Origin of the sequence: Pseudomonas triticicola (assembly GCF_019145375.1) — a bacterium.
GTDB lineage: Bacteria > Pseudomonadota > Gammaproteobacteria > Pseudomonadales > Pseudomonadaceae > Aquipseudomonas > Aquipseudomonas triticicola.
Genome location: NZ_JAHSTX010000001.1, coordinates 4,379,033 through 4,399,163, shown reverse-complemented (window position 1 = coordinate 4,399,163; position 20,131 = coordinate 4,379,033). Strand labels below are relative to the sequence as shown.

Annotated in this window: 19 protein-coding genes; 10 read left to right on the top strand and 9 right to left on the bottom strand. The window is 61.4% G+C overall.

Annotation, left to right across the window (positions count from 1 at the left end; translation table 11 throughout):
- Positions 1-89: 89 nt before the first annotated feature.
- Both KVG85_RS19395 and desA read right to left on the bottom strand, forming a co-directional pair.
- On the bottom strand, positions 90-1,079 hold the full coding sequence (locus tag KVG85_RS19395; protein ID WP_217865003.1) for a GGDEF domain-containing protein: 990 nt from the start codon (positions 1,077-1,079) through the stop codon (positions 90-92).
- Between the two features lie 210 nt (positions 1,080-1,289).
- The gene (gene desA, locus KVG85_RS19390; protein ID WP_217864694.1) at positions 1,290-2,474 is read right to left on the bottom strand and encodes a delta-9 fatty acid desaturase DesA; all 1,185 of its coding nucleotides are present in this window, start codon (positions 2,472-2,474) and stop codon (positions 1,290-1,292) included.
- 147 nt (positions 2,475-2,621) lie between these two features.
- On the opposite strand from desA, the gene dibA reads away from it, so the two are divergent.
- The 6 genes from dibA (at position 2,622) to KVG85_RS19360 (ending at position 8,997) form a co-directional block, all read left to right on the top strand.
- The gene (dibA, locus tag KVG85_RS19385) at positions 2,622-4,541 is read left to right on the top strand and encodes a phosphodiesterase DibA (RefSeq protein WP_217864693.1); all 1,920 of its coding nucleotides are present in this window, start codon (positions 2,622-2,624) and stop codon (positions 4,539-4,541) included.
- A gap of 298 nt (positions 4,542-4,839) precedes the next feature.
- Positions 4,840-5,022, top strand: coding sequence for a sulfur starvation response protein OscA (gene oscA, locus KVG85_RS19380; RefSeq protein ID WP_007917682.1), 183 nt, complete (start codon positions 4,840-4,842; stop codon positions 5,020-5,022).
- A 138-nt stretch (positions 5,023-5,160) separates the two neighbouring features.
- Positions 5,161-6,174 (top strand): sulfate ABC transporter substrate-binding protein, encoded by a 1,014-nt coding sequence (locus tag KVG85_RS19375; RefSeq protein ID WP_024011134.1) that lies wholly within the window; start codon positions 5,161-5,163, stop codon positions 6,172-6,174.
- Positions 6,175-6,300: 126 nt separating this feature from the next.
- Positions 6,301-7,119 (top strand): sulfate ABC transporter permease subunit CysT, encoded by an 819-nt coding sequence (cysT, locus tag KVG85_RS19370; RefSeq protein ID WP_016772245.1) that lies wholly within the window; start codon positions 6,301-6,303, stop codon positions 7,117-7,119.
- A 12-nt stretch (positions 7,120-7,131) separates the two neighbouring features.
- Positions 7,132-8,004, top strand: coding sequence for a sulfate ABC transporter permease subunit CysW (gene cysW, locus KVG85_RS19365; RefSeq protein WP_041477435.1), 873 nt, complete (start codon positions 7,132-7,134; stop codon positions 8,002-8,004).
- A gap of 3 nt (positions 8,005-8,007) precedes the next feature.
- Positions 8,008-8,997: a sulfate/molybdate ABC transporter ATP-binding protein gene (locus KVG85_RS19360; protein ID WP_217864692.1), complete on the top strand. Its 990-nt coding sequence runs from the start codon at positions 8,008-8,010 to the stop codon at positions 8,995-8,997.
- An 82-nt stretch (positions 8,998-9,079) separates the two neighbouring features.
- On the opposite strand, the gene KVG85_RS19355 is transcribed toward KVG85_RS19360, so the two are convergent.
- The gene (locus tag KVG85_RS19355; RefSeq protein ID WP_217864691.1) at positions 9,080-9,604 is read right to left on the bottom strand and encodes an Mpo1 family 2-hydroxy fatty acid dioxygenase; all 525 of its coding nucleotides are present in this window, start codon (positions 9,602-9,604) and stop codon (positions 9,080-9,082) included.
- 84 nt (positions 9,605-9,688) lie between these two features.
- Here KVG85_RS19355 and KVG85_RS19350 point away from each other — a divergent pair, with 84 nt between their 5' ends.
- The gene (locus KVG85_RS19350) at positions 9,689-10,366 is read left to right on the top strand and encodes a Crp/Fnr family transcriptional regulator (protein WP_217864690.1); all 678 of its coding nucleotides are present in this window, start codon (positions 9,689-9,691) and stop codon (positions 10,364-10,366) included.
- 160 nt (positions 10,367-10,526) lie between these two features.
- Here KVG85_RS19350 and uraH read toward each other — a convergent pair whose 3' ends face one another.
- A complete protein-coding gene (gene uraH / locus KVG85_RS19345; RefSeq protein ID WP_042610175.1) occupies positions 10,527-10,937 on the bottom strand; it encodes a hydroxyisourate hydrolase in 411 nt (136 codons plus the stop codon).
- A gap of 11 nt (positions 10,938-10,948) precedes the next feature.
- Positions 10,949-11,434, bottom strand: a complete 486-nt coding sequence (locus KVG85_RS19340; protein ID WP_217864689.1) for a GlcG/HbpS family heme-binding protein — start codon at positions 11,432-11,434, stop codon at positions 10,949-10,951.
- A gap of 136 nt (positions 11,435-11,570) precedes the next feature.
- Here KVG85_RS19340 and KVG85_RS19335 point away from each other — a divergent pair, with 136 nt between their 5' ends.
- Positions 11,571-12,251 (top strand): heavy metal response regulator transcription factor, encoded by a 681-nt coding sequence (locus KVG85_RS19335; protein WP_041477440.1) that lies wholly within the window; start codon positions 11,571-11,573, stop codon positions 12,249-12,251.
- Positions 12,241-13,626 carry a heavy metal sensor histidine kinase gene (locus KVG85_RS19330; RefSeq protein WP_217864688.1) on the top strand — a complete coding sequence of 462 codons (1,386 nt, stop codon included), beginning with the start codon at positions 12,241-12,243 and terminating at the stop codon, positions 13,624-13,626. The genes KVG85_RS19335 and KVG85_RS19330 overlap by 11 nt, the downstream gene beginning before the upstream one ends.
- 102 nt (positions 13,627-13,728) lie before the next feature.
- Here the strand turns inward: KVG85_RS19330 and KVG85_RS19325 are convergent, their stop codons facing one another.
- Positions 13,729-14,733 carry an AraC family transcriptional regulator gene (locus KVG85_RS19325; protein ID WP_217864687.1) on the bottom strand — a complete coding sequence of 335 codons (1,005 nt, stop codon included), beginning with the start codon at positions 14,731-14,733 and terminating at the stop codon, positions 13,729-13,731.
- A gap of 100 nt (positions 14,734-14,833) precedes the next feature.
- Between KVG85_RS19325 and KVG85_RS19320 the strand changes: the two genes are divergently transcribed.
- Positions 14,834-15,907 carry a fatty acid desaturase gene (locus KVG85_RS19320; RefSeq protein WP_217864686.1) on the top strand — a complete coding sequence of 358 codons (1,074 nt, stop codon included), beginning with the start codon at positions 14,834-14,836 and terminating at the stop codon, positions 15,905-15,907.
- A gap of 102 nt (positions 15,908-16,009) precedes the next feature.
- On the opposite strand, the gene KVG85_RS19315 is transcribed toward KVG85_RS19320, so the two are convergent.
- The 3 genes from KVG85_RS19315 to KVG85_RS19305 are packed head-to-tail and all read right to left on the bottom strand — an operon-like array spanning position 16,010 to position 20,048.
- A complete protein-coding gene (locus KVG85_RS19315) occupies positions 16,010-17,623 on the bottom strand; it encodes an arylsulfatase (protein WP_217864685.1) in 1,614 nt (537 codons plus the stop codon).
- Positions 17,624-17,637: 14 nt separating this feature from the next.
- Positions 17,638-18,453, bottom strand: coding sequence for an ABC transporter ATP-binding protein (locus tag KVG85_RS19310; RefSeq protein ID WP_071174032.1), 816 nt, complete (start codon positions 18,451-18,453; stop codon positions 17,638-17,640).
- Positions 18,450-20,048 (bottom strand): ABC transporter permease, encoded by a 1,599-nt coding sequence (locus tag KVG85_RS19305; RefSeq protein ID WP_122601366.1) that lies wholly within the window; start codon positions 20,046-20,048, stop codon positions 18,450-18,452. The genes KVG85_RS19310 and KVG85_RS19305 overlap by 4 nt, the downstream gene beginning before the upstream one ends.
- Between the last annotated feature and the right edge of the window lie 83 nt (positions 20,049-20,131).

Here is a 20,131-nt window from a genome sequence, read left to right as displayed (position 1 = left end):
GGTGTGTCATTCAGCTCTGAGTTCACTGACAAAACGCTTTCGCGAGCAGGCTCGCTCCCACAGGTACAGCACCAGGCGTGGAAACAGGGTCAGGCCGCAATAATCCGGTTCTTGCCCTGCCGTTTCGCTTCGTACATCGCGGCATCCGCGCGGGCGAACAGGCTGTCCAGGCTCTTGTCTTCGTCGGTGAGGTTGGTCAGGCCCTGGCTTACGGTGATGCTGAATGCTTGCCCGTCGTGGTTGAAGCGCAGTCGCTGGATTTCCTGCTGCAGTCGCTCTGCCACTTGCACGGCCATCTCCGGCGCACAGCCGGGAAACACCGCGGCGAACTCCTCACCACCAATCCGCCCGAACAGGTCGCCACGGCGCAATGAGCCGCGCCCGCATTCGGCGATTCGTTGCAGCACGTTGTCGCCTTCGGGGTGGCCGTAGCTGTCGTTGATCACTTTGAAATCGTCGATGTCCAGTAGCAGGAAGGCCAGCGGTGTGCCTTGGCGCCGCGCCTCGGCGAACTCGCGGTGGGCGCATTCGAAGAAGTGGCGGCGGTTGCTGCTTTGCGTCAGCACATCGGTGGTGGCCAAGCGTTGCAGCTCGGTTTCCATGTGCTTTTTGTCAGTGATGTCTTCGGCGATGCCGACGATGATCACCGGCTGCCCGGGCTCGTCCTGGCGATTGATAAAGCATTTGTCGCTGAGCCAGCGCACCTGGCCATCGGCCGCGATGATGCGGTACTCGCGATCTTCCACCGCACCTCGGTGCAGGACTTCGGCAAGGCTTTGTTCAGCGTACTCCAGATCATCGGGGTAAATGCTGTCACGCCACTGGTTGTAGTCAGCCAGCACAAGCGCGGCGGAACGGCCGAAGATCCGCTCATAGGCCGGACTGACGTACAGCACCTGCCGGGTTTCCCAGTTGAAAGCCCAGAGCACGGCGTTGACGCTGACCAGCAACGAACTGATCAATTGTTCGCGCTCGCTCAGGCGCGCGACTTCGCCCTGCGCATGCATCAGCGCCATCAGCGTTTGCGCGGCCTCAGGCCATTGGGTGAAGGTTGTGTCTTTCTGGTTGTTGTTGACCATCGGCACAAATCTCAAAGGGCGCGCCGCAATGTCGACAACGGCCACAGGACAACCCGCCGGGATGGCGAAGTGTCATTGAGATAGAGGATTTTCGGCGAAGTTCCCGGCCATTACCGAGTCCCGCCGGGCGGCGGGGTGTAGGAGCTGACGAGTGCAACGAGGCTGCGATCTCTTGATCCTCAGAATCAAAAGATCGCAGCCAGTGCCAGGTCAGACAGCTGCAGGACGCAGCGAGTAGGTTTTCAGCTGGTCAGCAAAGTCACGCAACGACTGAATGCCACTGGCCTCCGCCTCGTGAATCCATTCCTTGATGGCAGCGAGCATGTCGTGGCCATTGGAACTGGTCTTGACCCAGATCTGCTGCAAAGCCAGGCGCTTCTCGTAGATCACTTTCAAAGCATGGCTGTGTTCGAGCATGGTCTGGATGCGCACGTGATGACGGTCTTCCAGCAGGCTGGTTTCCCGCGAAAGCAGGCGTTTGGCCCGGTGGAACTGGTGGCGCACCGAATGATCGACCTTGGCCAGCTCTTGCTTGACCAGCGGGCCGATCACCAATTTGCGGTACTGGGCCATGATCTGGAAGCGGTTGTTGAGGATCGCCATGGCGGTGTCCATGTCCAGGCTGCCCTTGCCTTCGACGCGGTGGGCAATCGGTGCGACCCGCTGCACCTTGGCCAGGCGCAGGAAGCAGAACACTTTGATCCACGCCCAGCCGAGGTCGAATTCCCACTTCTTGACCGACAGCTTGGCGGAGTTGGGGTAGGTGTGATGGTTGTTGTGCAGCTCTTCGCCGCCGATCAGGATGCCCCACGGCACCAGATTGGTTGCCGCGTCACGGCATTCGAAATTGCGATAGCCGACGGCATGGCCCAGACCGTTGATCACCCCAGCGGCCCACACCGGGATCCACATCATCTGGATCGCCCAGATGGTGATGCCGATGGTGCCGAACAGCAGCAGGTCGATCACGCCCATGATCGCCACGCCCAGCAGCGGATAGCGGCTGTAGACGTTGCGTTCGATCCAGTCTTCCGGGCAGTTCTTGCCGTAGATGCGCAGGGTTTCCGGGTTTTGCGCTTCGCTGCGGTACAGCTCGGCGCCGGTGCGCAGCACCGTGGACAGGCCCTTGATGACCGGGCTGTGCGGGTCATCTTCGGTTTCGCATTTGGCGTGGTGTTTGCGGTGGATGGCGGTCCACTCGCGGGTGTTCTGCGCCGTGGTCAGCCACAGCCAGAAACGGAAAAAATGCTTCAGACCCGCATTCAGTTCGAGCGAGCGGTGGGCCGAGTAACGGTGCAGATAGACCGTGACGGCAACAATCGTCACATGGGTCATCAGCAGGGTGACCGCGACCAGTGACCAGGCCGACAAGCCAAGAAAACCTTCGTACCACATAGGCTATAGGGCCCTCGATAAAGATAAAAACAGCCGTTGCATTATCACTAAGCACACAGATAAAACCAGTCGCCCTTTCAGATAAGAAGTCGCTGAATGTTTCTTGACCTATAATTCCAACCTTTTTGTAGGGACATGGACGACCGAATGTCTGCGACTTACCGCGATGCCTTGCGTGCAGCGCTGCTCTACCTCGTACTGGCCGCCGTATGGCTGCAGGTTTCTGATCATTTATTAAACAGATTCTTCGATGACACCCGTGAGCTGACCCATTGGCAACTGATCAACGGTTATCTGCTGGCAGCCGTCAGTGCCGGGCTGATTTTTCTTGCACGGGCGCGGCTGTGTCGGTTTCTCGGCATCGGTGCCCGCCTGCGCGAGCGCCACAGCGACCGTGAACGTCTGCGTCAGGCGGCCGCCGTGTTCGATTGCACCCGCGAAGGCGTGCTGGTTACCGATCACCGGGGCCTGATCGTCCACGTCAATCGCGCCTTTATCGAGATCACCGGTTATCGGCGCGACGAAGTCATTGGCCAGCAGCCGAGTCTGTTCAAGTCCGGCCATCATCCGCCGGGCTTCTATCAGGCGATGTTCGCCACCCTTGAGGCTGAAGGTGAATGGAGCGGCGAGATCTGGAACCGGCGCAAGACCGGCGAGATTTATCCACAGTGGCAGACCATTCGGGTGATTCACGATGATTTCGGCCGGCTCAGCCATTACGTGGCGGTGTTCTCCGACATCAGTGCGATCAAGGATTCCGAGTCCGAGCTCAAACACCTGGCGCATCACGATCCGTTGACCGATCTGCCCAATCGCCTGCTGTTCAGCGACCGCGCCGAGCAGGCGCTGGCGTCGGCACAGACACACAAGCGTGGCTGCGCGCTGCTGATGCTCGATCTGGATCATTTCAAGATGATCAACGACAGCCTTGGCCATAACGTCGGCGACCGATTGCTCAAAGCGGTGGCGACGCGGTTGCAGGCATTGTTCGGCCCCGGCATCACCCTCGCACGGCTCGGCGGTGACGAGTTCGCGGTGCTCGCGGAAAGTTGTCCACAGCCGGCCCAGGCCGCCGCGCTGGCGCAACGGACTCTGGACGCGTTGAAGGAGCCGGTGCTGGTAGATGGCAATCAACTGTTCATCAACGCGAGCATCGGCATCAGCCTGTTTCCCAGCGATGCCCTCAGCGCCGAGCAGTTGTTACGCAATGCCGACAGCGCGCTGTTCAAGGCCAAAAGCAGCGGGCGCAATGGCTACGCGCTGTACACCGAAGAACTGACCGCCCATGCCCAGCAACGGGTCGAAATCGCCTTCGAGCTGCGCCGTGCACTGGAGCAGGAGGAGTTGCGCGTCTACTACCAACCGGTGCATGACCTGCACAGCAGCCGTCTGATCGGCGTCGAGGCACTGGTGCGCTGGCAGCATCCGCAGCGCGGGCTGGTGTCGCCGGCGGAATTCATTCCGATTGCCGAGCGCACCGGGCTGATCGCCGAGATCGATGCCTGGGTGATGCTGCAGGCCTGCCGACAGATGTGCCAATGGCAGCAGAGCGGTGTGGTGCTGGCGTTCGTCGCGGTGAATGTCTCCTCGCGGCTGTTTGCCCGGCGTGAGCTTTATCAGCAGGTGGCGCAGGTGCTGCACGACACGGGGCTGGATCCGGCGTATCTGGAACTGGAAGTTACCGAAAGCGCGGTGATGGATGATCCAGAAGTGGCGCTGGAACAGATGCATCGCTTGCGCGAGCTGGGTGTGCGTCTGGCCATCGATGATTTCGGCACCGGCTATTCGTCGTTGCTGCGGCTCAAGCGCCTGCCGGTGCAGAAACTCAAGATTGATCAGGGCTTCGTCGCCGGGTTGCCGTGGGATGAGGATGACGTGGCGATTGTCCGGGTGATCATCGCGCTGGCGCGGAGCATGGGTATGCAGGTGCATGCCGAGGGGATCGAGCAGGCTGAGCAGGCGACATTCCTGTTGGCGCAGGAATGCGATCTGGGGCAGGGCTACTGGTTTGGGCGGCCGGTGTCTGCGGATCGGCTTGATTGGGCGAAAACGCCATTGATTGGCTGAATAGGCCTATATGGCTATCACCGACCTTGTGGTGAGGGGATTTATCCCCGTTGGGTCGCGTAGCGGCCCCAAGAAATGGGACTGCTACGCAGTCCATCGGGGATAAATCCCCTCGCCACAAGTTCTCTTGACGATTTCAAATCAGCGCAAACCCCTTGCCGTCTCTCATATTATTTTCTGGTTATATAAACATTCTTAAATAGTCTTTTTAAGAATATCCATGCCTCTCTTATATTGCTCCCACGCCGAACGCAGTGCCGCCCACTGCCAGGCAATTCCCCTTCAAAGGAGCAGCACCATGAGCGCATCCCTTCGCAGCGTTGACGGTCAGGACGAAAGCACCATCTTGCGGGAAATCCAGAGCGCCCTGCGCGATCTGCGGTTCGGCGCGGTGGAGATCACTGTGCACAACGCGCAAGTCGTACAGATCGAACGCAAAGAGAAATTTCGTTTGCAGCAACCCGGTAAACAACCGGGTTGAAATCAAAAGATCGCAGCCTGCGGCGGCTCCTACAGGGGGCTGTGTGCAGGAGCTGGCGAAGGCGGCGATCTTTCAACGGGACCGATTCCAGCAATACATAAGAACGAGCCACCACCAGGAATTCCAGGAGCTTTCACCATGTCGTCGATTCGCCGTTATGCTTTGGCCGCGCTGGCCAGTGCCGTGTTTGCCGGTTCCGCCGTTGCCAAGGATTACGAGCTGCTCAACGTGTCGTATGACCCGACGCGCGAGCTGTATCAGGAATACAACGCCGAATTCATCAAGTTCTGGCAGCAGGATCATGCCGGCGACACGGTGAAAATCCAGCAGTCCCATGGCGGTTCGGGCAAGCAGGGCCGTGCGGTGATCGACGGTCTGCGGGCTGACGTGGTGACCCTGGCCCTGGCTGGCGACATCGATGAAATCGCCAAGCTCGGCAAGAGCCTGCCCGCCGACTGGCAGAAGCGTCTGCCGGAAGCGAGCACGCCGTACACCTCGACCATCGTGTTCCTGGTGCGCAAGGGCAACCCGAAAGGCATCAAGGACTGGGGCGATCTGGTCAAGAACGACGTTTCGGTGATCACGCCGAATCCGAAAACCTCGGGTGGCGCGCGCTGGAACTTCCTCGCAGCCTGGGCCTATGGCCTGAAAGCCAACGGCGGAGATGAAGCCAAGGCGAAGGAATACGTACAGACTCTGTTCAAGCACGTGCCGATCCTTGACACCGGCGCCCGTGGTTCGACCATTACCTTCGTCAACAACGGTCAGGGCGACGTGTTGCTGGCCTGGGAAAACGAAGCGTTCCTGGCGCTGAAAGAAGATGGCGGCGCAGACAAGTTCGATATCGTCGTGCCGTCGCTGTCGATCCTCGCCGAACCGCCAGTGGCGGTGGTCGACAAGAACGCCGAGAAGAAGGGCAACGCGCAGATCGCCGAAGCCTACCTCAAGCATCTGTACAGCCCGGCCGGCCAGGAAATCGCCGCGAAAAACTTCTATCGTCCACGTGACAAGGACGTAGCGGCCAAGTACGCCCAGCAGTTCCCGAAACTGGAACTGGTGACCATCGACAAGGACTTCGGCGGCTGGAAATCCGCGCAGCCGAAATTCTTCAACGACGGCGGCGTGTTCGACCAGATTTATCAGGCGCAGTAATCTCGCCTTCAACCGGCCTGATGTCTGGGCACATGACATGTGGGACTGAGCTTTTGTGGTGGGGGGATAAATCCCCTCACCACAGGGCACGCTCCCACATTGATGCGTTTTCAACCAGGGACTTTTATGTCGCGTCGTATCTCCCCCGTCATACCCGGCTTCGGGCTGACGCTGGGTTACACCTTGGTGTACCTCAGCCTGATTGTGCTTATCCCGCTGGCGGCGATGTTCGTCCACGCCGCCCAGCTGACCTGGGATCAGTTCTGGACGATCATCTCCGCTCCGCGGGTGCTGGCGGCGTTGAAGCTGAGCTTCGGCACCGCGCTGTGTGCCGCGATCATCAACGGCATCATCGGTACATTGCTGGCCTGGGTGCTGGTGCGCTACACCTTCCCCGGGCGCAAGGTGATCGACGCGATGATCGATCTGCCGTTCGCCCTGCCGACAGCTGTGGCCGGTATCGCGCTGACCGCGCTGTACGCGCCGGCCGGGCTGGTCGGCCAGTTCGCTGCCGACCTCGGTTTCAAAATCGCCTACACCCCGCTGGGCATCACCCTCGCGCTGACCTTCGTCACGCTGCCGTTCGTGGTGCGCACGGTGCAACCGGTGCTGGCCGATATTCCCCGTGAAGTCGAAGAAGCGGCGGCGTGCCTGGGTGCGAAGCCATGGCAGGTATTTCGCCACATTCTGGTTCCGGCACTGCTGCCCGCCTGGCTGACCGGATTTGCCCTGGCGTTCGCGCGTGGCGTCGGTGAGTACGGTTCGGTGATTTTCATTGCCGGCAACATGCCGATGAAAACCGAGATCCTGCCGCTGCTGATCATGGTCAAACTCGACCAGTACGATTACACCGGCGCTACCGCCATCGGCGTACTGATGCTGGTGGTTTCCTTCATCCTGTTGCTGCTGATCAACTTGCTGCAGCGGCGCATCGAAACCCCATAAGGAGGCGCGAACATGTCCCAATCGTCTATTGCGGCCGCGTCCTCGGCCAACGCTGCGCGGCGTGGCAGCGCCACTTCGCGCAGAGTCCTGATCGGCCTTGGCTGGCTGATCTTTTTCCTGTTTCTGCTGCTGCCGTTGTTCATCGTCGTATCGCAAGGTCTGAAAAACGGCCTCGGCGCGTTCTTCACCGCGATTTTTGAACCGGACGCGCTTTCGGCATTGAAACTCACTGTGTTCGCGGTGCTGATTTCGGTGCCGCTGAACCTGGTGTTCGGCGTCAGCGCGGCGTGGTGCGTGAGCAAATACTCGTTCCGTGGCAAGAGCATGCTGGTCACGCTGATCGACCTGCCGTTCTCGGTATCGCCGGTGATCGCTGGTCTGGTCTACGTGCTGATGTTCGGCGCTCAGGGCCTGTTCGGGCCGTGGTTGCAGGATCACGACATCCAGATCGTCTTCGCCCTGCCGGGCATCGTGCTGGCGACGATTTTCGTCACCGTGCCGTTCGTGGCTCGTGAGCTGATTCCGCTGATGCAGGAACAAGGCACCCAGGAGGAGGAAGCCGCGCGTCTGCTCGGGGCCAATGGCTGGCAGATGTTCTGGCACGTCACCGTGCCGAACATCAAGTGGGGCCTGATTTACGGCGTGGTGCTGTGTACGGCGCGGGCCATGGGTGAATTCGGTGCGGTGTCGGTGGTTTCCGGGCACATTCGCGGGGTGACCAACACCTTGCCGCTGCACGTCGAGATCCTCTACAACGAATACAACCACGTTGCCGCGTTCGCCGTGGCGAGCCTGTTGCTGATCCTGGCGCTCTTCATCCTGCTGCTCAAGCAGTGGAGCGAAAACCGTATCAACCGCCTGCGCGCCAGCGCCGCGGAGGAATAATTCATGTCGATCGAAGTGCGTAACGTCAGCAAGAATTTCAACGCGTTCAAGGCGCTGGACAACATCAGCCTGGATATCCACAGCGGTGAACTGGTCGCGCTGCTTGGTCCGTCGGGCTGCGGCAAAACCACCTTGCTGCGCATTATTGCCGGTCTGGAAACCCCGGATCAGGGCAACATCGTTTTTCACGGCGAGGACGTTTCCGGCCACGATGTGCGTGATCGCAACGTCGGTTTCGTGTTCCAGCATTACGCCTTGTTCCGCCACATGACGGTGTTCGACAACGTCGCGTTCGGCCTGCGCATGAAACCGAAGAACCAGCGCCCGAGCGAAAGCCAGATCGCCAGCAAGGTTCATGAACTGCTGAACATGGTGCAACTGGACTGGCTGTCGGATCGCTACCCGGAGCAGTTGTCCGGTGGTCAGCGTCAGCGTATCGCGTTGGCCCGAGCCCTGGCGGTGGAGCCGAAAGTGTTGCTGCTCGACGAGCCTTTCGGCGCCCTCGATGCCAAGGTGCGCAAGGAACTGCGGCGCTGGCTGGCGCGGCTGCACGAAGACATCAACCTGACTTCGGTGTTCGTGACCCACGACCAGGAAGAGGCGATGGAAGTCGCCGACCGTATCGTGGTGATGAACAAGGGCGTGATCGAGCAGATCGGCTCACCGGGCGACGTCTACGAAAACCCGGCCAGCGACTTCGTTTATCACTTCCTCGGCGACTCGAACCGCTTGCTGCTGAGCGATGACAACCATGTGCTGTTCCGCCCACACGAAGTGTCGTTGTCCAGGCATGAGCTGGAAGATCACCATGCCGCTGAAGTGCGCGATATCCGCTCATTGGGTGCGACGACGCGGGTGACGCTGAAGGTTGAGGGGCAGACGGATTTGATCGAGGCCGAGGTGGTGAAAGACCACGACAGCCTGATCGGGTTGGCCAAGGGTGAGACCTTGTTCTTCAAGCCGAAGGTCTGGCAGAAAGTCGGCAATATTTAAAGGCAAAAGCTTCGCGAGCAGGCTCGCTCCCACAGGGAAAACTCATTTCAAATGTGGGAGCGAGCCTGCTCGCGAATACGATCTAGACAGCAGCGCGATTCGGATTGACCCGCACCACCCCCGCCCGCGCCTCTATCTGCTCTTTCAATTCCTGCCGCAGCCCGAGCAAAAACGCCAGTTCGGCCACGACAAACAACGGCCCGACAATCAGCCCACTGACGTCATCGACAAACGCCGGTTTGCGCCCTTCATAGTGATGCCCGACAAACTGGATCACCCAGCCCACCACAAACATCGCCAGGCCGCTGCTCAGCCAGACCATGGTGCTCTGCTGCGCCAGTGCATGCCCGGCCCACACCGACAGGCCCATCAGTACGGTCATCAACACGCCGAGCTTCAACTCCAGGCGCAGGTAAAACCACGCCGAGGCAAGGGCCACCACAACGGCGGGAGATATCCACAACCCGCCCAGCGCCCATTGCGGCCGTGACAGCAGAACAGCCACCGCCACCACGATCAGCGGAATGCCGATAAAGTGGCTGGCGATGTTGCGCGGGTCGCGGTGGTAGGCGGCGTATTGACTGAGGTGGTCGACGAGGCTTTTCATTGTTGTTCCTCCAGTGGGGTTGAATGCATCATCCCTCGGGATCCGCGTTCGTTCTGTCGGGCAGGCGACACTCCAGGAGTGGTTATGCAAATTCGTGCACGGTTGCTCAGCGGCCAGTGGTTCAGTCATCTGCCTGGGTCTTTTCAGGATAGCCTGCTGGCGTTGGCCCGGGAGCGGCGGCTGACGGCGGGGCAACGGCTGTTCCAGCGTGGCGATGCGCCGTGCGGTCTGTATGCAGTGCTCGATGGCGCCGTACGCATCGGGGCGGTCAGCGAGCAGGGCAAGGAGGCGTTGTTGAGTCTGGTGGAGGCGCCGCACTGGTTCGGCGAAATCTGCCTGTTTGACGGTCAGCCACGCACCCATGACGCCTATGCGGTCGGGCCGTGTACCTTGCTGAATATCCCGCAGGCGACGATGCTCAAATTGCTCGACGAACAGCCGCAGTACTGGCGGCATCTGGCGCTGTTGATGAGCCACAAATTGCGCCTGGCGTTCATCAATCTGGAGCAGTTGAGTTTGCTGCCGGCACCAGCGCGTCTGGCGCATCGCTTGCTGATGATCGCCGAAGGCTACGGCGAACTCGACGCACCGCGTCGGGTGCTGCAACTGCCGCAGGAGCAATTGGCGGCGATGCTGTCGCTGTCGCGGCAGACCACCAATCAGATCCTCAAGGATCTGCAGGGGCAGGGGATTATCGGGCTCGCATACGGCGAAATCGAAATTCTCGATGCGGTGAGATTGCGTGCCTTGGCCACGATCTGAAAACTGAAACCGATCCAATGTCGGAACTGGCACCTGTGGCGAGGGGATTTATCCCCGCTGGGGCGCGAAGCGGCCCTGAAAAATGGCACCGCTGCGCAGTCCAACGGGGATAAATCCCCTCGCCACATAGACCAGTTCCAACAAAGGATCTGTGTTTATCTTACGAACCGCGATAGGTCGAGAAACCGTACGGGCTCAGCAGCAGCGGGATGTGGTAGTGCTGATCTGTCTGCTTGACCTGGAAGATCACCGGAATTTCCGGGAAGAACGTCTCGTGCTTGATCTTCTGGTAGTACTCGCCAGTCTTGAACACCACGCGGTATTCACCGGCTTCAAAAGGCTGTTTGGCCGGGAACAGTTCGGCAATCCGCCCTTGTTCGTTGGTGGTGCCTTGGGCCAGTGGCTGCCAGTTTTCGCCGACGTGTTTTTCCAGAGTGACGTTGATGCCCGGTGACGGCAGGCCGTTTTCCAGGTTGAGCACGTGCACGCTCAGCGGATTGCCGGCGGCCAGCGCCAGGCTGGAAACAGCGCTCAGGCCGAGCGCGGCGAGGGTCATGCGCAAGGTGGTCATGGTGGATCTCCTTAGTGGGAACTGGTGATGCTCAGGCCGGCTTTGTCGGCGGCGGCGCGGGCGCAGTTTTCGTCTTGCTCACCGCCGCCGGAACCGGCCACGCCCATGGCGCCGACCAGTTCGCTGCCAGCGAACAGCGGAATGCCGCCGCCGAGCAAGAGCAATTCATCGAGGGTGTTGAGGTTGGCGGTTTCCGGATTGCTGCGGGCGCGCTCGGCGAACAGCCGCGTCGGCGTCTTGGTCGACAGCGCGGTGTAGGCCTTGCGCTGGCTGGCGGCGGTGTTGTGCGGGCCAACCCCGTCACCACGCAGAGTCACCAGCAGGTTGCCGCCACGGTCGAGCACCGACACCGTGCCGGTGCAACTGCTCATCGCCTTGTCCGCCAGCCAGCGTGCGGTTTTCAGGTCGAGATCGGCGTGGCGCGGCAGTTCTGGCGTGGCGCTCGCGGCGCCGCTGAGGCCGAGGATCAGGCTGGCGACAAGGTATTTGACGGTCATGTGCAGGCTCCGATTGAGAAGGTCTGCACCTTAACCGGCGCACTTCGTCAGAACCCCGTCAGGCGGATTACAAGTTTGTAATGGGCAACGGCGGCGAACACGCCTAGCCTGTGTACCTGATCAATCGAGGTGTGCCATGCGTTTGCTGGTCGTAGAAGATGAAGCCAAAACCGCGAATTTCCTCGCCAAGGGCCTGGGCGAGTCGGGTTTCGCCGTGGATGTGGCGCTCAATGGCCTCGACGGCCGCTATTTTATCGAGCAGCAGGAATATGACCTGATCATCCTCGACGTGATGCTGCCCGGCCTCAACGGCTGGCAATTGTTGCAACTGATCCGCCAGCGCGGCGCTACACCGGTGCTGTTTCTCACCGCCAAGGACGCCATCGAAGACCGCGTCCGTGGTCTTGAGCTGGGAGCCGATGACTACCTGCTCAAACCCTTCGCCTTCGCCGAACTGCTCGCGCGCGTGCGCACGCTGCTGCGACGCGGGCCGATGCGCGAAGCCGAGTCGTACAGCATTGCCGACCTGGAAATCGACGTATTGCGCCGCCGGGTCAGTCGCGGCGGCCAGCGCATTGCCCTGACCAACAAGGAATTCGCCCTGTTGCAGTTGCTCGCCAGCCGCCAGGGCGAAGTGCTCTCGCGCACGCTGATCGCCTCGCAGGTGTGGAACCTGAATTTCGACAGCGACACCAACATGGTCGAGGTCGCCGTGCGTCGCCTGCGTGCCAAGGTTGACGATCCGTACATGCCGAAACTTATCCACACCGTGCGCGGCGTCGGTTATCAACTGGAAGCGCCGGACGATGTGGAGTAAGTCGATCGCCTGGCGATTGGCGCTGGCCTTCGCCATGGTCTGCGCGCTGGTGCTGAGCGCAATCGGCGTGTTTCTCTACCGCTCGCTGGCCTCGGAATTGGCCTTTCGTGACGACATGGCCCTGCTCGGTCGCCTGGAGCAAGTGCGCGCCTTGCTCGCCGACAGCGACAGCCTCGACGCTTTGCAGGCGCGACCACGGTTGTATCAGAACATGCTCGGCAATCTCGACAGTCTGCTGCTGGTGCGCCGGGCCGACGGTTCCAGCGTGATCGCGATCAACCCGCGCCAACGTGAATTGCCGGCGCTCAATGCATTACCGCGAGAGCAAATGCCGCAGCGCCGTGACGTGCTCACCTGGCAGGCCAGTGACGGCGCCGAGCTGGCCTTGCTGTCCGGCCAGGCCCAAGGCCCCAACGGTGAAACCCTGACGGTGATCGCCGGCAAAGTGCTCAGCGAGCGCGAGCAGATGCTCGGCAGTTATCGCCTGCGTCTGTATCTGTCCGTCGGCCTCGGCGCGGTGCTCGCGTTTGCTCTGGGCCTGCTGTTGCTGCGGCGTGGCTTGCAGCCCTTGCATCAGTTGAGCGAAGCGGTGCGCAGTATCGATCTGCGCAGCCTCGATCGACGCCTGCCCACCGAGGGCACGCCGAGCGAACTGCGCGAGCCGGTGCACGCACTCAACTCCATGCTGGCGCGGCTGGACGACAGCGTGCAGCGCCTGTCGCAATTCTCCGCCGACCTCGCCCACGAAATCCGCACGCCGCTGCACACCTTGCTCGCCAGCAACGGCCAGGCGCTGAACCATCCGCGCAGCACGGCCGAATATCAGGAAGTGCTGGCCTCGAACATGGAAGAGTTCGAACGGCTCAAGCGCATGGCCGAGAACCTGATGTTCCTCGCCCGCGCCGAACAGGCCGAACGTGCGCTCAATCTGCACACGCTGGACTTGCGCAACGTCGGCGACGAACTCTGCGATTACTTCGAAGCCCTGGCCGATGACCGCGACCTGCAACTGCAAAACCGCATGCACGGCGAATTGCTCGCCGACCAGCAACTGCTGCAACGCGCCCTCGGCAACCTGCTGGCCAACGCCGTACGCCACGCCGACCCCGGCACCCTGATCAGCCTGCAACGCTTCGATGAACCGGGTATGTGCTGGCTGCAAGTGCACAACCACGGCCCGGTCATCGCGCCTGAGCATCTGGGCAAACTGTTCGATCGGTTCTACCGCGTCGACCCCTCAAGGGCGGAACCGGGGGATTCGGGTGGGCTGGGGTTGGCGATTGTGCAGTCGATCATGCAGTTGCATGGCGGGCGGGTGCGGGTGAGGAGTGACGCCGACGGCACTGTTTTTGAGCTGGGGTTTGTGGTGGTCTGACGGCCTCTTCGCGAGCAGGCTCGCTCCCACAAGGAAACGCATTCCAACTGTGGGAGCGAGCCTGCTCGCGAAGGCGCTGGATCACACAGTGATGATTTCGGATCAGCGCAACTGATCCCGAAACTGCCCCGGCGTCATCCCGGTCCAGCGCTTGAACGCGCGGCTGAAGCTGCTGGTGTCGGCGAATCCCAGCAGATAGCTGACTTCACTCAAGGAACACTGCGGGTCACGCAGGTGCAGCAACGCCAGATTCTCGCGGCTTTCGTTGAGCAGAGTATCGAAGCGACAGCCCTCATCCGCCAGATGCCGTTGCAGGCTGCGCAGGCTCAGGTGCAAGGCCTGGGCGATGCGTTCGGCGCTCGGTTCGCCTTCGGGCAGTTGTTCTTCAATGGCATCGCGCACCTTGCGCTCCCAGGTCAGCGGTTTGAGCTGGGCGAGGGTGCGTTTGAGTACGGCTTCGTTGTGTTCGGCCAGTTCCGGGTTGGCGTCGTCGAGGTGGCTGTCGAAGTCGCTGAGGGCGAATTCCAGGCGGTCTTCGATGGCGCAAAAATGCACCGGCGCGCGGAAGACTTTGTGCCATTGCTGGGCATCGCTCGGTTCGGGGCGGCGCAAGTACACCGCCAATGGTGCGTAGTCACGGCCGAGGCGATTGCGGCAGGTGCGCACGTAGATCGCCGCGAAGGCGTCAATGGCTTCGACGGCCGGTGCCGGGTTGCCGGGCGGGATTTTCAGGCGGAATTGATAGCGGTCTTCGCTGCGGCTCAGCTCCAGTTCCAGCGCATCGCTGACCACCGGGTGATAGCGCACGATGCGCTCGAACACCTCGCGCAAGCTGCCGCTGGCCACCAGTGCATAACCGAGCGCGTGGAAGGTGGTCGGGCTGACGAAACGCGACACGCGCAAGCCCAGCGCCGGGTCGCCGCTGGCCTGCACGGCGAGTGCCCACAGGCGCGTGGTACCGGACAGCGGATAGCGCGCATTGGGGTCGTCCATCAGCGCTGGGTCGAGCCCGGCCTGTTGGCACAAGGCAAGGCTGTCCAGCCCGAGCGCGTCGAGTTGTTTGCGCAAGGCGCGGGTCCAGCTGGCAAGGGAGGTCGGTTCCTTCATGCGAATTGGCGCGTCCGGTCAACAGGTTGGCGTTCTTGGCTAGCGCGGATCGAACCCCGGCAAGGCACGATGCATTCATCTTAGACCCGAGGATGGAAGCATGGACGGTACTTCTGCAAGCCCTGAACGACTGAATGCGGCGCAGCGCTCGGCACATATTCGCCAGGTGGTGTTGGCCAAAGGTGCGCAATTGCGTGAGCGCTACCCGATTCTTCAGCATCAGGATGCCCTTGGTGCGGGGATTCTGGCGTTCGCGCTGGCCGGGATGATCGGCTCGGCGGCGCTGTACATCACTGGCCATATGGCTTGGTGGGTGTGCCTGCTGTTCAATGCTTTTTTCGCCTCGCTGACCCATGAGCTGGAACACGACCTGATCCACAGCATGTACTTCCGCAAACAGCGCGTACCGCACAACCTGATGATGGGCCTGGTCTGGCTGGCGCGGCCGAGCACAATCAACCCGTGGATCCGTCGTCATCTGCACCTCAACCATCACAAGGTTTCCGGCACTGAAGCCGACATGGAAGAGCGCGCAATCACCAACGGCGAGCCGTGGGGTGTTGCCCGTCTGCTGATGGTTGGCGACAACCTGATGTCGGCGTTTATCCGCCTGCTCCGCGCCAGGACCTGGGCACACAAGTGGAGCATCGGCAAACGCGTGCTCAAGGTCTACGCACCGCTGGCGCTGCTGCATTGGGGCGCGTGGTATGTGTTTCTCGGCTTTCACGCGGCCAATGGCATTGCGCATTTGCTCGGCTCGCCCATCGAGTGGTCGGCCACCACGCTTTCGGTGATGCAGGTGATCGATATCGCCGCCGTGGTGATCATCGGCCCGAATGTGTTGCGCACTTTTTGCCTGCACTTCATCAGCTCGAACATGCATTACTACGGCGACGTCGAACCGGGCAATGTGCTGCAGCAATGCCAGGTGCTGAACCCTTGGTGGCTGTGGCCGTTGCAAGCGTTCTGCTTCAACTTCGGCAGCAGTCACGGGATTCATCACTTCGTGGTCAAGGAGCCGTTTTACATTCGCCAGATGACCGTGCCGGTGGCGCACAAGGTGATGCGCGAGATGGGTGTGCGCTTTAATGATTTCGGCACGTTTGGCCGGGCGAACCGGTTTGTGCGTCCGGCTGAGATGGTCAATGAAGAGGTGAGTTCAGCCCGGGCTTGATGGGTTGTGCTCAAAGGCCCCTTCGCGAGCAGGCTCGCTCCCACAGTTGGAATCCGGTTTCCTGTGGGAGCGAGCCTGCTCGCGAATACGATCTGTCAGACCCTAGCAATCCGGCTGAAACGGCGAAGCACTGAGGATCACTCCGGTCTCTTCCACATACCGCTGCCAATGCCCGATCAAGTCAGTGAGTTTCTGCGGCTGACTCAACGCCAGATCATGAATCTCCCCTGGATCGCTCGCCAGATCATAAAGCTGCCAGGTCGCTGGCCCGACCGGTCCGGGAATCCACACCGCCTTCCACGACCCTTGGCGAATCGCCCGGCGTCCGAACAATTCCCAACCGGTGACCGTATGCTCGTCATGCACCTGCGCGGTCTCGCCGGACAGGAAGCCCAGCCACGACTTGCCGCGCAGTGGCGCCACGGCTTTGCCTTTCCACTGTTTGCCCGGATGCCGCACGCCAGCCAGATCGAGAATGGTCGGGGTGATGTCCATCACCGTGCCGAAACCATGGCTGATCTGCCCTTTCAGCGGCAATTGTGGATAGTGCAGCAGCGCCGGCACGCGGATCCCGCCCTCGGTGGTGAAAGCCTTGAACAAGCGTGACGGCGCGGTTGCCACTTGCGCCCAGTTCGGCCCGTACCAGACGTAGGAATTGGCCCGGCCGATGTTGTCGAGGCTGTTGTCGTAATGCTGGTTGAGGTAGGTCATCAGCTCCGGGCCGAACTTGGGGAACGCTTCCAGCAGCGCGCCTTCGGCACCGTTGTCGGACATGAACAGGATGAAGGTGTTGTCGAGCTGTCCCTGCTGGCGCAGGTAATCGACGACCCGGCCGATGTTCCAGTCCATGCGCTCGACCATCGCCGCGTAGACCTCCATGGCTCGTGCGGAAATCTGCTTTTGTTCATCGCTCAACGCGTCCCACTGCGCGCTGAGCTGAATCAGCGGGTGCGGTTCGACGTCTGCCTCGATCAGACCCAGTGCCTTGAGTTTTTCCAGGCGTTCGAGGCGCAGCACTTGCGGGCCAGCGTCGTAGCGGCCACGGTATTTCTCGACGATCTCGGCCGGTGCCTGCAGCGGCCAGTGCGGCGCGGAGAAGGGCAGGTAAGCGAAGAACGGCCGGGTCTGATCGCGCTCCTTGAGGTACTGCAGCAGCTTGTCGCCGAAGGCATCGGAGGAATAGAAATCCTTCGGCAACTCGTCAACAAACTGATCGTCCTCGATGTACAGCGCCGGGGTGGATTTCAGCAGGCCCGGCGTTTGCTCATCGTAGGTCGGCTCGAACCCATAGTGGTTGGCAGCGCCCGGCAACAGTGAAAACGAACGCTCGAAACCACGCGCATGGGGCGCCAGTTCAGCCTTCAGCCCCAAGTGCCATTTGCCGCTCATCAAGGTTTGATAGCCGGCCTCGCGCAGCAGCTCGGGCAGGGCGACGACGCGGTCATTCAGGTAGCCTTCGTAACCAGGTTTGCCGATCAGTTCCGGGGTCAACGCTTCGGCCATGGTGCCGATGCCGGCGATGTGGTGATCGGTGCCGGTCAGTAGCATCGAACGCGTCGGCGAGCAGGTTGGTGCGGTGTGAAAATCGGTCAGACGCAGACCGTTGTGGGCCAGCGCATCGAGGTTCGGCGTAGCGATTTCGCCGCCGAACGCACCGATGTCGGAAAAGCCCAGATCGTCGGCCAGAATCACTAGAAAGTTGGGACGTTGCGGCATCGCGAAACTCCTGTTCAGCAGGCAATGAACGTCAGCGGCAGATCGCGGATCTGCACCGCTGCGCTCGGTTGGTAATGGTCATCACTGGTCAGCTCGTGCAGCAGTTCTTCGCGCAGCTGATGAAAGTCGTAACTGCTGCGCTGGCGTGGGTGCGGCAGGGCGATGTCGACCACTTGCTTGATCCGCCCCGGACGCGGCTCCATCACCACCACGCGGTCGGCCAGAAAAATCGCTTCCTCGACATCGTGGGTCACCAGAATCGTGGTGATCTGTGCCCGCTCGCGGATCGCCAGCAGCTCGTCCTGCATTTGCTGGCGGGTCAGTGCGTCAAGGGCGCCGAAGGGTTCATCGAGTAGCAGGATGCGTGGGCTGGCGACGAGGCCGCGCGCGATCGCCACGCGTTGCGCCATGCCGCCGGAGAGTTGATGCGGATAGGCCGCGGTGAAATCGCTGAGGCCGACCAGCTCGATGAAATCCTTGATACGTTGTTGTTTCTGCGCCCCGCTCAGCGGTTCATTGACCAGACCGAGGCCGATGTTGTCGGCGACCGTTAGCCACGGAAACAGGCGATGTTCCTGAAAAACGATGCCGCGCTCGCCGCCGATGCCGCTGACGGCTTTGCCATCGACACTGATCTGTCCGCGAAACTCGGTGTCGAGGCCGACCAGCAAACGCAGCAAAGTGGATTTGCCGCAGCCGCTGGAGCCGACGATGGCGACGAATTCGCCCTCGGCAATGTCCAGGTTGAATTCGCGAATCGCCTCCAGTTCGAAACCGTTGACGGCGAAGGATTTGCCTACGTGGTTGAAGCTGACAATCGGTGCGTTCATGCGTGTCTCCAGCGGGTCGCGCGAATTTCCAGGCGTTGGCCGATCAGGTTGAGCAGGGCGCCGGTGAGGCCGACCAGCAGCATGCCGGCCATGATCAGATCCATGCGCAGCAGCTGCTGCGCGCCGATCATCTGGCTGCCGATGCCGCCATTGGACGGCATGAAGTATTCAGCGCCGATGGTGCCGAGCCAGGCGTAGATCAGGCTCAATCTGAGCCCTGCGAAGATCCCCGGCGCAGCACCGGGCAGGACCAGTCGACGCAGGCGCTGGCCGAGGCTCAGGCGCAGCACTTGCGCGGCTTCGTTGAGTTGCGGCGAGAGGTTGGCGACGCTGCGCTGGGTGGCGACGAACAGCGGGAAGAAGGCGGCGAGAGCGACGAACACCCACTTGGCCAGTTCGCCGAGACCGAACCACGCGGTGAGCAGCGGCACCCAGGCGAAAATCGCAATCTGCCGCAGTGCGGCGAGTGTCGGGCCAAGCAGGCGTTCGCTGAAACGCGACAGGCCGAGGAGCAAGCCCAGGGCGAAGCCGAGGCCGCCACCGATCAGCAAGCCGCCGAGGGTGCGGCTCAGGCTCAGCGCCATGCCGTTGACCAGCGTGCCGTCGAGCAGTCCATTCCATGCCGTGCTCAGCACCGCCAAAGGGCTGACCAGAATATTTGCATCGACCCACTGTTGCTCGTTGGCCAGTTGCCAAAGCGCCAACAAGCCCAGCGGCAACAGCCACGGCTGCAGGCGCTGCCAGCCCTGATAGCGCGGGCCGCGTGTGATGTGCGCGGTGGCCGGGTGCGGCCAGTGCACCAGTCTGCGGTCGAGCAGACCGATGCCGCGATCCATGGCCACGCCGATCAGACCGATGACCACGATGCACACGAACACGATGTCGAGCATGAACAACTGCCGCGCCCAGACCATCAGATAGCCGATGCCTTCGCTGGAGGCCAGCAGCTCGACCGCCAGCAACGAGGTCCAGCCGGCGGCGAGTGCCAGGCGCACGCCAGCCATGAACGCGGGCAGCGCAGCGGGAAGCACCAGACGACGAATCAGCAGATGCGCCGGCAGGCGCAACACGGCGGCGGCTTCGCGCAGTTTCGGTTGTGCATCGCGTACGCCAACCAGTGTGTGCAAGGTCACCGGCACCACAATGGCCTTGATCAGCACCACCAGTTTCAGCAGTTCGCCGATGCCAAAAAACACCATGAACAGCGGAATCCACGCCAGCGTCGGCACCTGCGCCAATCCAGCGAATGTCGGAAAAACCAGGCGCTCCAGACGTCGACTGAAACCCAGTGCGGCGCCAAGCACCGCGCCGGCCGAAACGCCTGCCAACAAACCCCAGAACAACCGTTGCAGGCTGATCCACAAATGACTCCACAACTCGCCTTGGGCCAGTTCCACAGCGCTGCTCCACACCAGCGATGGCGCCGGCAGGATCTGCTCGCTCATCCACTGATTGCGGGCGGCCAGCCACCACAGGACGAACAGGCTGACGGGCAACAGCCAGGGCAACAGGCGTTGATTCAGGCTCGGCCAGGTGCGACGGCTTTTCAGCGGCGGCGCGGCCAGCGGCAGGCTGAGCAGAGATTGACGGGCCATGGGTGACCTCCGTTGTCGGGTTGCATGGCGAACCGCTTTTCATGTGGGAGCGAGCCTGCTCGCGAAATGGCTGTTTAAGGCAG